We start from the raw sequence: 14,162 nt of genomic DNA, 5'->3' as shown, positions 1-14,162 counted from the left end.
ATAGGTAGCAAATCTAGTATAGCTTTACATCAGGATTGTCACGTCTAAAACTACGAATACTGGTCCAAGTGCCTTTGTATTCGTTTTGTATGTATTTTTCGACTTTGACAAGTTTGTTTTTTTTATAGATAAGACTAAATCCGTTTTTCTGATTGTTTTGATATTGTGTCTTTCGTATTTCTTGGGTTGCAAGATCGTAAAAAATCCACCAATTCTCAGCGATTCCGTTGTTATAATGCCCTTCTCTTACTAAAGATCCATTTTTATCATAATAATACCAGTATGCTGATTTGTTATTTCCTTGATAATGTCCTTTGGAAGCAAGCTGTCCGTTCTTATGATATTGATACCAATAATTGGCTTTTTTTCCAGAGATCATCCATCCTTCGGCTTTAAGCGTGCCATTAGAATGGTATTCTTTATTGTACATTTTTACAGCGCCATGATCAGAGGGCGAGAGTACATATAAAAATAAAATAAGTAAGTGTGAAAACATGGGTATACGTTAAAGTCGCTTAGACGAAGATGTGATCTATTGCTAACAGCGAAGTGGTTTTTTATTAGAGAGCGGATAAAATAAAAGGCAGATATATCAACGATGATGCTTATTTTTACGAAAATCCACAGTGATATGAGCGTAAGTTATTGGGAACATCAAACATGGCTATCTGCAATTGATTATACCATTGTAGGAAGTGGTATTGTAGGACTAAATGCGGCGTTACGCTTGCGCGAAAAATTTCCCAAGGCGCGAATTCTCATTCTTGAAAAAGGTATATTACCCCAAGGCGCTAGCACAAAAAATGCAGGTTTTGCCTGCTTCGGAAGTCTCTCAGAAATTTTAGATGATCTTACTTCTCATTCTGAAGAAGAAGTCGTTGCACTCGTCAAGCAACGTATAGATGGGTTAACATTATTGAGAGAAACCTTAGGAGATGCTACCTTAGACTACCAAGAACTAGGCGGGTATGAACTATTTACTCATCAGGACGAAGTTTTGTATCAACACTGTTTGCAACAGCTAGAAAAAATAAATACGTTGCTATATCCTCTTTTTGGAGGCCCAGTATATAGCACCAAAGAGAATACATTTGGCTTTCAGCAGATTCAAGGTCAGTATATTTATAATGCTTTTGAAGGGCAAATAGATACGGGTAAAATGATGGAGGGGTTAGTACAGCTCGCATTGAGTAAAGGTATTAAAATCTTAAATGGCGTGCGTGTGACTCGTTTTGAAGAAGAAAACGGTCTTGTAAATGTTGTGACGGATGCATTTACTTTACAAACGGATCAATTACTCATTGCTACCAATGGCTTTGCCTCTCAACTTGGATTACAACAAGTACAACCTGCTAGAGCACAAGTACTCATTACCAAACCGATTCCTGATTTAAAAATTCAGGGTACTTTTCATTTGGATAAAGGGTATTATTATTTTAGAAATATCAATAACCGTATTCTTTTTGGAGGGGGTCGTAATCTTGATTTTAAAGCAGAAGAAACCACAGAACTAGGACAAACTGAAATTGTACAAAACGAATTAGAACGGTTATTAAAAGAAGTCATTTTACCAGACACCCCTTTTGAAATTGACAGGCGATGGAGCGGCATTATGGGAGTAGGGTCTCAAAAAAAACCCATTTTACAATCGACCTCTAACCGAATACACGCTGGCGTCCGCTTAGGTGGAATGGGTGTTGCTATTGGAAGTCAGGTAGGAAGAGATTTAGCAGATTTGGTGAGTCAATGATATTTGTGTTTGTAAAGCCCATTATAGGGGTGGTTGTAATTTTAAAAAAGTACCTTTTTGCACTTTTTTATAAATTACTTTCCGTTATCTTGGTTCTCAAAGTCAGGTAGGAAGAGATTTAGCAGATTTGGTAAAAGGTTGATTCCTGTTTTCAAATTGCCCACTAGGGGTGGTTGTTCTTTTGTTTTTGTAATTTTTTGAGTACAAAAAGAAAAGGACTTTCCGTGAAGTCCATCTTTTAAAAAAGTAAATTCTGTTGTCTAGATTTTAAAAGAAAAATAATAAATAATATGAGGCTATTTGTAATGATTCTTTTATTATCAATAAGAGCTTCGATCTTCACACAAGATGGATCAAATATTAGGTATGTTAGCCCAAAAAAATTAAATAACTCATATATTGGGAAGACGTGTCATGTTGATTTTGGGTCAAGATCATTTGGAGGACAAACTATTGATACTATCGAAATAGAAGTTAAAGGGCAAAAGGTCAGATTTGTTGAGCATAGAGAGGATAATGGGTTTAATAACTGGTTTAGACAACAATATTTAATAGCTCTGCCATTACAAGAAACATTCTCTACTCGATTAATAACCACAAAAATTGACAGTTTAGATTCGGAAAATATATATGTAACAAGTACAGTAGGATACTATCGTCATGAATATGCTCTGGATACGATTACAATAGTACATCATCGTTACTTAAGAAAAAATGTAGCCAAAGTTTTAATAGAGGATTAATAATCAATACGCTTGTCTAAAATTTTATGAATCAACAAGAACTAAAAACACATTTACTTTCCACTTGCGTGTCACAACTAGCGACACGCCGTGCTGCAGTAGATAAAATACTTGCCAATGTGGCTTTATCTCTTAAAGAAGAAACCAAAAGCTCTGCCGGTGACAAGCATGAGACAGGAAGAGCGATGCTTCAGCTGGAACGAGAAAATGCTGGAAAACAACTCGCCGAAATAGAAAAACTAGAGGCAATTCTTCAGCGTGTGTCTTCGGCTGTTTCCTCAGATCCTGTTCATTTGGGGAGTGTGGTGATGACCAGTCAGGCAAATTATTTTATAAGCATTCCTGTGGGTGAGATCAAAACAGAAACAGGCATTTTTTATGCCATTGGCGTAGGATCTCCGATAGGACAATTATTATTGGGCAAGCAGGAAGGGGATGTGGTGCGCTTTCGCGAAAGCGTACTCAAAATCGGCCGTGTTTATTAAAAAAAGATGTCCCCAGAACGTAACCGTTGGGAACACCTTTATTGTTTTCTACAATACAATTCAGTTTGTAGACTATTGTTTCATCACTTTTACGGTCTGTACTTGTTGATTATCTCCTAGAATTTCAGCCAAATAAATTCCAGAAGAAAGCGCAGATATGTCGATAGTAGTCCTATTTTTATGGGAAGCTATGAGCTCGCCTACCATAGAGTATATATTCACGTTTATAATCTCAGATCCCAGTTCAGTTTGTATGGTAAACTGGTCTTGAGCTGGATTTGGAAATACAGAAAATGTTGTTTTTTCTTCTTGGTCTGTAGAGAGCGAACCTGCATTCAGAACGCTGACACCTTCTAGGGTTCCAAACCAGATATTACCAGCTGTATCTGGCTCGATACCTCTCACAAGATTACTTAAAAGTCCGTCATCTTCATTTAACACTAACCAGTTGGTGCCATCAAATCGCGTTACACCCAAACTTCCTGCAAACCATAAATTATCATCATTGTCTTGTGCAATTTCTCTTACATTGTTAGACGCAAGTCCGTCATTAGTAGTAAATATGGTAAAAGAGGTACCGTCAAAACGTGTTAACCCCATGTCACTAAATCCTGAGCTAAACCATAGCATTCCATCGCTGTCTTCAAAAACCCTAGAGAGTTCATTAGACGCTAGTCCATCTGCCACGGTGTAATTTGTAAAGGATGTGCCGTCAAATTTTGAGGCGCCTCCATCAAATGTCGTGACCCAGATATTTCCGTTTTTATCTTGAATTACAGAACTAATATTATTGCTAGGAAGTCCGTCGTCTATCGTATACAATGTAAAGGTATTTCTGTCAAATACTGAAAGACCTCCATCTGTAGCAAACCATAAATTGTTATCAGTGTCTTCTATAATGTCTCCAATATTTGGGCCTCCAAGACCATTTTCTGCTGGAAAATATGCCCACGAGAATCCATCAAATCTACTGGCACCTGTTAGTTGTGCCGAATTAACGCTTCCAAACCAATACGAGCCAAAGCTGTCTTGAAGTGCGCAGATAATACTATTGCTATGCACGCCTTCTTCCGTTCCAAAAAGCTCCCAAGTGGTTCCGTCAAATTTTGCAACCCCAGGTGCATTGCTATCTACCCAACCCACGCACCAGATATCTCCATTGGTATCTTCTATAATCTCATTGACCAGTCCAGGAAAGAGTCCATCTGCTTCTCTATAGTTTGTAAATGTTTGCCCCACTGTTGTCAGTGAGATCAGTACTGTTATTAAAAATAATTGTGTTTTCATAATCCCATAGTTTAAAATTGATACTCTAATGTCAACCATAAAGGGATTTGTAAGGTGTTATTTTATAAACATTTACGCGCAGTGTGTTTTGAGCTTCGTAAGCCCCGATCATAGTTTTCTGGGTGTTTTTAGGGATATAAACGAATTTGAAAATGATAAAGCCTTTGTGTTTATAGCTAAAAAATAGATCCGCATCATGTCCTCCTAAAAACATGAATGCGGATCTTCCAACAAACCAACCAAACTATTTAAACTATTTTGATACGTTATTTTTCTATGTCAACTTCCAAAGGCTTTATCATTTTAAAATGAATACATAACCTGACCAAAAGTAGATGAGTCTTCAATAGATTAAAACAAACAATGAGGGAAGTAGCCTTTTCAGTGAGGGAAGTGTTTTAGAGTACTGTTTGTAAAATGAATGGGAGCTAAATTGTGAGTATTCTGTATTTTAAAGTATTTTCGCGCTAACTAACTAACTTGCTACATGACTGTCAACTATTTTTTATTAGGCCTTGGAGCCGCAGTGTTCTTAGGAATCTTTATACACTACCTCATCAAATTCATAAAGCATAAATCCTTATATCCTTTTATGCCGTTTAAGTATAATTTTAGACGTCGTAGAGTGACATTTGCAAAAACGCTCGAGTTATTATCAGACCGAAAAGCAAAGACAATCATTGAGACAGGTACTTCTAGAGAAGGTCTAAGAGCGACGAGAGGTGACGGCGCAGGAACATTTGTTTTTGGGAAATGGGCAATGCAAAATAATGCAAAATTATTTTCTGTAGATATCGATAAAGACGCGGTACAAGAATGTAAAATAGAGGTAGAAAATCAAAATCTTGAAGGGACGGTTACTGTGATCCTAGATGATTCTCTCAATTTCTTAGCAAATTATGAGGACCCAGTTGATTTTTTATATTTAGATAGTTATGACTATTCTAGAACAGACACTGCCATTCAAGTGGCAAGCCAAGAACATCACCTTAAAGAATTTCAAGCAATTGAATCTAAGCTTCATAAAAACACTATTGTTCTTGTAGATGATTGTGGGTTGCCTGGTGGTGGAAAAGGAAAAACAGTTGTTTCTTATATGGAGCAAAAAGGATGGGAAGTACTCATAGATGCCTATCAGATATTATTGGTTCATCAAGATAGTGTGAAAGGCTAAGTTGTAAAGATTCACTAGGTGCATAAGATGTTGCTGCGTTAAAGAAGATAGTAACGTCTTTATAGACACTTTCGATAAGATAGTGACTACCCTTAAAGTAACTTTGAATCACCGTCACAGTAATACCTGAATCGGCAACAGCTAATTGATGCGGATAGACTAACTGAGTGATCTCTATGTCTATTATATTTATGTCAAACCAGTGTGCAGGCAATTCATTTACTTCGCCAAAAAGAGACGCGATGTAATGTGTTTTGGGGTTTTTGTAGAGGTTTTTCGTCGTATCATTTGCAATGACTTTTCCTTCTTTGATCACAATGGTTTGATCCATATACGATAGAATATCGGTAGTATCATGTGTAGCAACAATACAGGTAATTGCTTGTTTTTTGAGATACGAAAACAGTTTTCTACGAAGTCTGTTTTTTCTGAAATTATCGATATGAGAGAAGGGTTCGTCAAGTAATAAAATTTCGGGTTCGTTGGCAAGAGATTGCGCCAGTGCGACCCGCTGTTTTTGTCCCCCAGAGAGTGTTTTTACGTGCGCTTTCGCGAAAGCGGTCATCTCCACCACCTCCAATAATTCCTGAGTGCGCTGCTCACTTTCTTTGGGATACAAACGCGAGAGAAATTTTTTGATATTCTCCTCCACCGAAATGAAGGGCATTAAATCAAAATCTTGCGAAAGATACTTTATAAATGGCATACCAGGAATAAGATGGTCTTTAGGTCCCGTAATTTGAGAATTCCCCCAAAAAATGGTGCCTGTATCCGTATCATACAATCCATAGATAAGTTTGAGTAAGGTTGTTTTACCACAACCACTTTCTCCTATAATGGCGACATGTGCCCCTTGGTCAATCTCAAGATTGAGGTCTTGCAGTGCAAAGCGATCAGAAATAGCGTAGGATACGTTAGAGAGTGTAAGCATGTAGTTGCAAAGGTAGCGGTTGTCTGATTATTTTTCTAGGCTTTGAAAGAAGAATCTCTAACAATAAGGTTTGTTTTTATGGTAATAGTTTTTGTAGAAATATCATTTTTTTCATGCTCAATTTCTTCAATTAAATACGTAACCGCTGTTTTTCCAATTTTTTCACCAGGTTGATCAACAGTGGTTAATGAGGGCTGCACAATGGTGGCGTGTGTCGAATTACTAAATCCTACTACAGCGATTTCTTCAGGAATCTTAATATTGTATTTATGTAAGGCTTTTATAACTCCAATCGCAGCCGCATCTGTAATAGCAAAGATAGCGTCAGGTCGTTCTTTGAGGCTTAGTAAGATATTGGTCATCATGCGTCCTTTTGTTAACGAAATATCTTCTGTGCTAAGAATGATCTTTTTGTCAATAGCAATATTGTGTTCTTTAAGGGCGCGTACATATCCCGCAAACCTTTTTTCTGAATTAAAAGAGTGCTCCGTTTCTTTGATAATAGCAATGCGTTTTTTACCTGTATGGATCAAATGCTCCACGGCAGTAAAGGCTGCTATTTCATCATCAATTACTACTTGTGTACATGGGATTTTATGTGATACTTTATCAAACATGACCAAGGGCGTGGTGTCAAGGATATTCAAAATACTATCTAAGGAGGTGGTATTGCGCGCTAGAGCAAGTAAAATGCCATCTACGCCAAATTGACTCATGGTACGTAACATTTCTGTTTGTTTACGCTCGTTATGATTAGATTCAGAAATAATCACGCGGTAGCCTTTTGCTTCAGCTTCTTTAAGAACTCCTTTCAGTACTGTAGAGGTAAAATAGTGTGTAATATTAGGAACAATAACCCCAAGAATATGACTTCTATGACTCCTAAATCCTCTGGCAAACAGGTTAGGGGCATACTGAAGTTTTTCGGCTAACTGCCGAACTTTTTTTTTGGTGGTATCACTGATGTCTGGATGATCACTTAACGCCCTAGATACCGTAGAAATAGAGAGGTTTAGCTTCTTTGCCAATTCTTTTAATGTAGTGACTTTCCTTTTTTTCATCTGTGATATAGTAATGTTAAATATAACGTAAAATAGTTTTGCAAAAATTACCGCAAACGTTTGAATACGTTTTGATCCATACAAAAGCGTGTTTTCTTGTAATAATCGTATAATTTTAATGGATACACATAAAGTCATGTGTTCACATTACAATACCGTAGTATATGACATATTATTTATGAAGGAAGATTTACAAATAGAAGCACAAAAGATACTAGATGAAAATGCCCAAGAAGGAGGGTTTACGATTCCTAGTAAAGGATTATATCCTTTTCAGTGGAAATGGGACTCTGGTTTTATTGCGATAGGATTAGCGCATTATGATATGAAACGAGCACAACAGGAGATTTCCTCGCTTCTTGATGCGCAATGGGAAAATGGATTTATTCCGCATATTGTTTTTCATAATGAGAGTGACTCGTACTTTCCAGGACCTGACTTTCATCAATCATTTTTACATCCGCTAGCTTCCAAAAAATACAAAACCACAGGGTTAACACAACCGCCTGTTCTTGGTTTTGTACTTGAAAAAATGCTAGAAATCTCAAAAAATGCAAGCTCAGTTATGAGCTTTATCAAAACTCATATTGATAAAGTGTATGAGAATCATCGATACTTTTATACAAATAGAGATATACATAATGAAGGTCTGGTATATATCTACCACAATTGGGAATCAGGTACTGATAATTCTCCGGTGTGGGATGAGATATGGGAAACAGTCGATGCACCACAGTATACTTTTCAAAGGAAAGACACGACCCACGTAGATGCATCCCAGCGCCCGTCAGACAAGGAGTATAATTTGTATGTACATGTGATTGAAATTGCCAAAAAGTATCAATACGACGATCAAAAAATCGCAGCGCTGTCTCCTTTCTTGGTTCAGGACCCGTTATTTAATGCAATGTTGATCAGATCTAATGAAGCACTGATGAACCTCTATAAACGCATTGGAGGCAACCAAGAAAAGATAGACTACCTAACGCATCACCAAGAAAAAAGTAAGGCACGTTTTAATGAAAAGTTATTTGATATAGATTTGAATGCTTATATATATTTTGATCTTAGGAATAACAAACCGATCCGCCACATCACCTCGTCGTCTTTCACCCCCCTATATGCTGGAATTCCCTCCAAAGATCGCGCAGAAAAACTAATTCAAGTACTGTTAGATCGCTTTGGAGGAGAAGACCAGTACTTATGTGCTTCTTTTGATCCTACCAGCGAATTATACAACCCGAAAAAGTATTGGAGAGGACCTATTTGGATGAATTTAAATTGGTTGTTATATCAAGGATTAAAGCGTTATGAATATGAAGCACTTGCAGAAAGAGTAAAAAATGAATCCATCGAATTAATAACCAGTTCAGGCTTCAAAGAATATTTTGATGCCAGAAAAGCCATACAAGAAGCATCAGGTCGAGGATATGGAGGCGATAACTTTTCGTGGAGTGCCGCTTTGTTTATTGATTTGCTTCATGAGTAAAGGGCTTTCAATCTAAGTATGCTTTCGCGAAAGCGTATAAAACAACCCTATAAAATAGTATAAAATGAAACCTAACCCATAATCCATTGTTGTATGAATTATCTAGATTATATCATTATTGTCGCCTATTTGATTGGTTTTTTAGGAATTGGATATTTCTTTAAAGAAAATAAAACATCGAGTGATTACTTTTTAGGAGGGAGGAGTATTTCTTGGTTACCCTTAAGTTTATCAACGATGGCCACCCAATTATCTGCCATTAGTTTTATATCGGCTCCTGCTTTTGTAGGACTCAAAGACGGAGGAGGATTGCAATGGCTTACCTATGAATTTGGGGTGCCTCTTGCCATGGCTTTCTTGTTGATCGCAGTGCTTCCTAGTTTGTACAAATCAGGTATTGTAAGTGTCTATGAATACTTAGAAAATAGATTTGATGCTTCTTCTAGGTTGTTGATCAGTTTTGTATTTCAGGTGAGTAGATCGGTAGCAACGGGGGTGATGGTGTATACGATGGCGTTGATTTTACAAGCAACGATTGGTTTAGACTTTTGGATTTCGGTGCTCATTATTGGAGTCATTACTTTGGTATATTCTTTTCAAGGTGGTATGAAAGCCGTGATTTGGGGTGATGTGATACAGATGGTGATTTTGTTTCTGGGTATTGTTATTTGTCTTATTTATGGATTAAGCGAGCTAGGAGGCTTTGATAATTTCTTAACGCATGTCGATCAGGATCGTCTTACAGCTGTCGATTTTTCAAAATGGGGATTTAATAATGCCGATAAAAACGATGAATTTGGATTCTGGCCTATGGTCATAGGAGGTTTCTTTTTATATGCTTCGTATTATGGGACAGATCAAACGCAATCTCAACGCCTGCTTTCGTCTAAAAATATGCCTACCCTCAAGAAATTATTATTGGCCAATGGGCTGTTTCGATTTCCACTCACATTCGTGTATTGTATCATGGGACTTGTCTTAGGGACCTTACTATTACAAGATGATAGCTTTCAGACCATGATGGAGAGTGTCTATCAATCTAATATAGGTTCTTTAGAAGGCAAGAAAGCAGATCTAATGGTGCCTGTTTTTATTATTAAATATTTACCTAATGGTGTCATTGGTATTTTAATCGTAGCCATTATGTCTGCAGCCATGTCTTCGTTGAGTTCTACGGTAAACTCTCTGTCGGCAGTAACCATGGAAGATTTTGTAAAACGTTTTCGTCCTAACATGAGCGATAAGCAATACATCACAAATTCTCGTTTGCTTTCAGTATTTTGGGGATTAGTATGCTTGTTTTTTGCCTTTTTTGCTGGAAACATAGAGGGAACCGTTATTGAGGTCATCAATAAAATAAGTTCTGTGTTTTATGGACCTATTTTGGCGGTATTTATTTTAGCCATTCTTACCAAAAAGACACATGCTTTAGGTGCTAATATCGGAATTATTACAGGCGTGTTATTTAATGCTTATCTATGGTTGTATGTGCCTGAAATATTCTGGTTCTGGTGGAATGCACTTGGATGTATCATGACCTTAGTCGTAGCGTTAGGTGTAAGTTATATTGTAAAAAGAGAGGTAAAAGAGAATGTAGAGGTGGTCTATTATTCAGGTAAAAAGGAAGTAATCCTATTAGTAGGATATTTCGCTTTGATTGTATTTATAAGTTTGATGTTACCTACCGTACTAGGATAAAATAGAAGAAATGAAATTTGTCATAGCTCCCGATAAGTATAAAGGATCACTCTCAGGATTTGAGTTTTGTGATGCTGTAGAAGAAGGACTCCAACTTGTTTTTAAAGAGGCTACGATTCTTAAAAAACCTCTCGCCGATGGAGGTGATGGTACCATTGCTATTGTAAAACATTATTTGCAAGGTAGTATACAAGAAGTGACAGTGTTAGATCCTTTGTTTAGGCCTATAAAAGCTAGTTATTTCTATGATAAAATAAAGAAAACTGCTTTTATTGAAATGGCAGAAGCCTCTGGGTTAAAGCTTTTGAAAAAAGAGGATCGCAATTGTATGCATACAACGACCTTTGGCACGGGTGAGCTTATTTTAGATGCCCTTAAGAAAGGAGCTTCCAAAATTATTTTAGGTATAGGAGGAAGCGCTACCAATGATGGAGGTATGGGTATGGCCACTGCTCTAGGGTATCAATTTTTGGACATCCATGGGCAGACTATACAACCAATCGGCGCCAATTTAAGCCAGGTTGCTACAATCAATGATTCAAAAGTGTTTCCTGAACTAGCAGCTGTCGATATCGTTGTTGCTTGTGATGTCACCAATCCTTTGTATGGCCCACAAGGATCGGCGTACGTATATGCAAAACAAAAAGGGGCATCTTCAGAAGAGATTGCTTTCTTAGATGTGGGTTTGCAAACGTATGCTCAGGTTGTTTATACGTATGCTCAGATTGATGTACAAGCCATAGAAGGAGCTGGTGCTGCAGGAGGAATGGGAGCTGGAAGTCATGTATTCTTGAAAGCCAGATTAACCTCTGGAGTTGATCTGATAAAAGAAATCGCAGATTTTGATACAGCTCTAAAAGACACAGACTGGATCATTACAGGAGAGGGACAGTTAGACCAGCAAACCCTGTCTGGTAAGACAATTTCTGGAGTTATAGCAGCAGCAAAACAGTATAATATTCCTGTAGCTGCTTTTTGTGGGAGTATAGATGTAACTATCAAAGATCAAGAAGAAATAGGAATTACGTATGCTACCTCTATTTTATCGGGTATTTGTACGCTAGATGAAGCCATAAAAAACAGCTACAAGAACCTAGTGATGACCAGTTATAACTTTGCAAAAACTTTGAAGTTGTAACCTCCCTTTTTTTGATGTGTTATATGCTTTCGCGAAAGCATACTTAGAATTGCTTAAAATGTGAAGTAGGATTTGGTTAAATAAACGTGAAAAGGTGGTGCGCTCTCTGTTGAGGTCTTATTTTTGTTAAAATTTCTTCAATGCTTCGTTTTATTTTATCTATCGCAATTCTTATATTACTTGATATCTACGCCTATCAAGCCTTTCGATTTCTTGTGAAAGGGCGTATGGGAATAGTATTGTATTTTTTGATTACAGCGTTAATTATAGGAGGATTATTTTGGCAATTCTCGACAGGAGATAGGCGTCAATGGTCTGCTACTACCCAATTTTTTATTGTATCGTTTATTATTCTTTTAGCTACAAAGGTAGTGCTGATCGGGATCATGTTTGGAGAAGATATTTTTCGTTCATTAGAAGGGTTGTATTATAAGTTATCGGGTAAAACCGATTCGTATATACTACCCTCACGTCGTAAGTTTATAAGTCAGATAGCCCTTGGATTGGCAGCAATCCCATTTGCTTCCATTTTGTATGGTGTTATTAAAGGGCGTTATAATTTTAAAGTATTAAAGTACACGTTGCATTTTGAAGATTTACCAGATGCCTTTGATGGGTATCGTATTACACAAATAAGCGACATACATAGCGGGAGTTTTGATAATAAAGAGAAGGTGTCTTATGCGGTTGATCTCATCAATGAGCAAGCGAGTGATACGATCCTATTTACAGGAGACATGGTGAATAATGAGGCCAAAGAGATGGAGCCTTATATGGATATATTTAGTAAGCTAAGTGCTAAAGACGGGAAGTTCTCGATATTAGGAAATCATGATTATGGAGATTATGTGTCTTGGGAATCTAAAGCAGCTCAAGAGGCAAACCTAGACCGTCTCAAAGAAATACAAAAAGAAATTGGTTTTGATTTAATTCTTAATGACAGTCGTTTTTTGGAAAAAGATGGGCAGCGCATTGCTTTAGTGGGGGTTGAGAATTGGGGAGCAGGAGGTTTTAAAAAAGCTGGAGATCTCAATAAAGCCATCACTGGAGTAGCATCAAACGATTTTAAAATATTGCTCAGTCATGATCCGTCTCATTGGGAGCACGAAGTTGTTACCCATAAAGATCATTTTCACCTTACCCTAAGTGGTCATACCCACGGAATGCAGTTTGGGATAGAGATTCCAGGTTGGTTTAAATGGAGTCCTGTAAAATGGCGCTACAAACATTGGGCAGGAATCTATAAAGAAAAGGAGCAATACATCAATGTAAACAGAGGTTTTGGATATTTAGCTTTTCCAGGAAGGGTTGGGATCTGGCCAGAAATAACAGTGATAGAGCTTAAAAAAGGTACAGCAACTGTATAATGAAGATAAAATAGTATATTTGATAAGGATATTCCCCCGATCACGAAGTATTAAATCGTAAGGATTATGTCAAAATTTGGCGAATTAATAGACTTAAACGTTCCCGTTTTACTAGATTTTTATACAGAATGGAACGAAGATTCTGTAGCTATGCATCCTGTACTTAGAGATGTGGCAGCCGCAATGGGAGACAAAGGGAAAGTAATCAAAATTGATGTTGATAAGAATAATAAGCTTGCGGAGGCACTTCGCATAAAATCGTTACCAACCCTTATTATTTATAAAAATGGTGAAATGAAATGGCGCCAGAGTGGAGAGCAAGATGCCAATACTTTAATTGGTATTATGCAGGAATATGCTCACTAATCCTTTTTTATAAAGCCTTACATCGATATCCTTTTTCTAGAAAATAATCGAGTACTTTAGGTAGTGCATACATCATATTTTTTGAAGCTTTTACACTGTCGTGAAAAACAACTAAGTCTCCACTTCTTGTATTCTTAATGACATTTCTATAACACTGCTCTGGTGTTACGGAAGCTTCCCAATCATAGGCGACGGTACGATACATGATGATTTCATATCCTTTTTTACGAAGCTCCTTGGCTTGGTTTCTTTTTATTTTTCCATAAGGAGGTCTAAAAAGTGGGAAGTTTGGAAGCTGTTTTTCTTCCAACATAGCAACGCGAGTCATTGTAGTTTCTGCTAATGCTACATCCTGAATGTATCTTTTTTGTTTGTGTTTCCATCCTTTTAGGTGATGTTGTGTGTGATTCCCGATGGCATGCCCGTCAGTTCTAATTAGTTCAAAAATATGTGGATGCTTTCGTATATTATCTCCAATACAAAAAAAAGTAGCTTTGATGTCTCTTTCTTTAAGAAGGTGTAATACCCACTCGGTCACTTCAGGAATAGGGCCGTCATCAAAAGTGAGATAGATGACTTTTTCTTGAGAAGGTTGGTCCCATACATACCAAGACGGGTGCATCCATTTTATAAATGAAGGCACCCGTATAGGAAGTGGGATAAAAAGACCCAT

14 protein-coding genes are annotated in these 14,162 nt (G+C 37.2%); 9 read left to right on the top strand and 5 right to left on the bottom strand.

Features of this window, described 5'->3' with window-relative positions; translation table 11 throughout:
• Nucleotides 1-13: 13 nt before the first annotated feature.
• On the bottom strand, nucleotides 14-496 hold the full coding sequence (locus tag ACFO3O_RS08925) for a toxin-antitoxin system YwqK family antitoxin (RefSeq protein WP_379978252.1): 483 nt from the start codon (nucleotides 494-496) through the stop codon (nucleotides 14-16).
• A 135-nt stretch (nucleotides 497-631) separates the two neighbouring features.
• Between ACFO3O_RS08925 and ACFO3O_RS08920 the strand changes: the two genes are divergently transcribed.
• The 3 genes from ACFO3O_RS08920 to ACFO3O_RS08910 all read left to right on the top strand — a co-directional run bounded on the left by ACFO3O_RS08920 (nucleotide 632) and on the right by ACFO3O_RS08910 (nucleotide 2,978).
• Complete coding sequence (locus ACFO3O_RS08920; RefSeq protein ID WP_379978251.1) at nucleotides 632-1,750, top strand: NAD(P)/FAD-dependent oxidoreductase; 1,119 nt, start codon at nucleotides 632-634, stop codon at nucleotides 1,748-1,750.
• Between the two features lie 290 nt (nucleotides 1,751-2,040).
• Nucleotides 2,041-2,493 carry a hypothetical protein gene (locus ACFO3O_RS08915; protein ID WP_379978250.1) on the top strand — a complete coding sequence of 151 codons (453 nt, stop codon included), beginning with the start codon at nucleotides 2,041-2,043 and terminating at the stop codon, nucleotides 2,491-2,493.
• 26 nt (nucleotides 2,494-2,519) lie between these two features.
• On the top strand, nucleotides 2,520-2,978 hold the full coding sequence (locus tag ACFO3O_RS08910; protein ID WP_379978249.1) for a 3-oxoacyl-ACP synthase: 459 nt from the start codon (nucleotides 2,520-2,522) through the stop codon (nucleotides 2,976-2,978).
• Between the two features lie 72 nt (nucleotides 2,979-3,050).
• Here the strand turns inward: ACFO3O_RS08910 and ACFO3O_RS08905 are convergent, their stop codons facing one another.
• Entirely contained in the window at nucleotides 3,051-4,265 is a 1,215-nt protein-coding gene (locus ACFO3O_RS08905; protein WP_379978248.1) for a two-component regulator propeller domain-containing protein, read from the bottom strand.
• A 487-nt stretch (nucleotides 4,266-4,752) separates the two neighbouring features.
• On the opposite strand from ACFO3O_RS08905, the gene ACFO3O_RS08900 reads away from it, so the two are divergent.
• On the top strand, nucleotides 4,753-5,439 hold the full coding sequence (locus ACFO3O_RS08900) for a class I SAM-dependent methyltransferase (protein WP_379978247.1): 687 nt from the start codon (nucleotides 4,753-4,755) through the stop codon (nucleotides 5,437-5,439).
• On the opposite strand, the gene ACFO3O_RS08895 is transcribed toward ACFO3O_RS08900, so the two are convergent.
• Nucleotides 5,387-6,370: an ABC transporter ATP-binding protein gene (locus ACFO3O_RS08895; RefSeq protein WP_379978246.1), complete on the bottom strand. Its 984-nt coding sequence runs from the start codon at nucleotides 6,368-6,370 to the stop codon at nucleotides 5,387-5,389. The two genes, ACFO3O_RS08900 and ACFO3O_RS08895, sit on opposite strands and share 53 nt — an antisense overlap.
• A gap of 35 nt (nucleotides 6,371-6,405) precedes the next feature.
• The gene (locus ACFO3O_RS08890) at nucleotides 6,406-7,431 is read right to left on the bottom strand and encodes a LacI family DNA-binding transcriptional regulator (RefSeq protein ID WP_379978245.1); all 1,026 of its coding nucleotides are present in this window, start codon (nucleotides 7,429-7,431) and stop codon (nucleotides 6,406-6,408) included.
• A gap of 118 nt (nucleotides 7,432-7,549) precedes the next feature.
• Between ACFO3O_RS08890 and ACFO3O_RS08885 the strand changes: the two genes are divergently transcribed.
• The 5 genes from ACFO3O_RS08885 to ACFO3O_RS08865 all read left to right on the top strand — a co-directional run bounded on the left by ACFO3O_RS08885 (nucleotide 7,550) and on the right by ACFO3O_RS08865 (nucleotide 13,489).
• On the top strand, nucleotides 7,550-8,920 hold the full coding sequence (locus ACFO3O_RS08885) for an MGH1-like glycoside hydrolase domain-containing protein (RefSeq protein WP_379978244.1): 1,371 nt from the start codon (nucleotides 7,550-7,552) through the stop codon (nucleotides 8,918-8,920).
• A gap of 93 nt (nucleotides 8,921-9,013) precedes the next feature.
• Nucleotides 9,014-10,618, top strand: a complete 1,605-nt coding sequence (locus ACFO3O_RS08880) for a sodium:solute symporter family protein (RefSeq protein WP_379978243.1) — start codon at nucleotides 9,014-9,016, stop codon at nucleotides 10,616-10,618.
• A gap of 10 nt (nucleotides 10,619-10,628) precedes the next feature.
• Nucleotides 10,629-11,756: a glycerate kinase gene (locus ACFO3O_RS08875; protein WP_379978242.1), complete on the top strand. Its 1,128-nt coding sequence runs from the start codon at nucleotides 10,629-10,631 to the stop codon at nucleotides 11,754-11,756.
• Between the two features lie 140 nt (nucleotides 11,757-11,896).
• Complete coding sequence (locus tag ACFO3O_RS08870; RefSeq protein ID WP_379978241.1) at nucleotides 11,897-13,123, top strand: metallophosphoesterase; 1,227 nt, start codon at nucleotides 11,897-11,899, stop codon at nucleotides 13,121-13,123.
• Between the two features lie 66 nt (nucleotides 13,124-13,189).
• A complete protein-coding gene (locus tag ACFO3O_RS08865) occupies nucleotides 13,190-13,489 on the top strand; it encodes a thioredoxin family protein (protein ID WP_379978240.1) in 300 nt (99 codons plus the stop codon).
• Nucleotides 13,490-13,496: 7 nt separating this feature from the next.
• On the opposite strand, the gene ACFO3O_RS08860 is transcribed toward ACFO3O_RS08865, so the two are convergent.
• Nucleotides 13,497-14,162 (bottom strand): polysaccharide deacetylase family protein, encoded by a 666-nt coding sequence (locus tag ACFO3O_RS08860; RefSeq protein WP_379978239.1) that lies wholly within the window; start codon nucleotides 14,160-14,162, stop codon nucleotides 13,497-13,499.

The organism is Dokdonia ponticola (genome assembly GCF_042653865.1).
GTDB classification, from domain to species: Bacteria; Bacteroidota; Bacteroidia; order Flavobacteriales; family Flavobacteriaceae; genus Dokdonia; species Dokdonia ponticola.
Note: the sequence above shows the minus strand (reverse complement) of the source record. Positions and strands in the feature narration are given on the sequence as shown.

Coding starts and splice junctions, on each gene's coding strand:
- ACFO3O_RS08925 (WP_379978252.1), bottom strand. CDS start 496: ATGTTTTCACACTTACTTATTTTATTTTTATATGTACTCTCGCCCTCT.
- ACFO3O_RS08920 (WP_379978251.1), top strand. CDS start 632: ATGAGCGTAAGTTATTGGGAACATCAAACATGGCTATCTGCAATTGAT.
- ACFO3O_RS08915 (WP_379978250.1), top strand. CDS start 2,041: ATGAGGCTATTTGTAATGATTCTTTTATTATCAATAAGAGCTTCGATC.
- ACFO3O_RS08910 (WP_379978249.1), top strand. CDS start 2,520: ATGAATCAACAAGAACTAAAAACACATTTACTTTCCACTTGCGTGTCA.
- ACFO3O_RS08905 (WP_379978248.1), bottom strand. CDS start 4,265: ATGAAAACACAATTATTTTTAATAACAGTACTGATCTCACTGACAACA.
- ACFO3O_RS08900 (WP_379978247.1), top strand. CDS start 4,753: ATGACTGTCAACTATTTTTTATTAGGCCTTGGAGCCGCAGTGTTCTTA.
- ACFO3O_RS08895 (WP_379978246.1), bottom strand. CDS start 6,370: ATGCTTACACTCTCTAACGTATCCTACGCTATTTCTGATCGCTTTGCA.
- ACFO3O_RS08890 (WP_379978245.1), bottom strand. CDS start 7,431: ATGAAAAAAAGGAAAGTCACTACATTAAAAGAATTGGCAAAGAAGCTA.
- ACFO3O_RS08885 (WP_379978244.1), top strand. CDS start 7,550: ATGGATACACATAAAGTCATGTGTTCACATTACAATACCGTAGTATAT.
- ACFO3O_RS08880 (WP_379978243.1), top strand. CDS start 9,014: ATGAATTATCTAGATTATATCATTATTGTCGCCTATTTGATTGGTTTT.
- ACFO3O_RS08875 (WP_379978242.1), top strand. CDS start 10,629: ATGAAATTTGTCATAGCTCCCGATAAGTATAAAGGATCACTCTCAGGA.
- ACFO3O_RS08870 (WP_379978241.1), top strand. CDS start 11,897: ATGCTTCGTTTTATTTTATCTATCGCAATTCTTATATTACTTGATATC.
- ACFO3O_RS08865 (WP_379978240.1), top strand. CDS start 13,190: ATGTCAAAATTTGGCGAATTAATAGACTTAAACGTTCCCGTTTTACTA.
- ACFO3O_RS08860 (WP_379978239.1), bottom strand. CDS start 14,162: ATGGGTCTTTTTATCCCACTTCCTATACGGGTGCCTTCATTTATAAAA.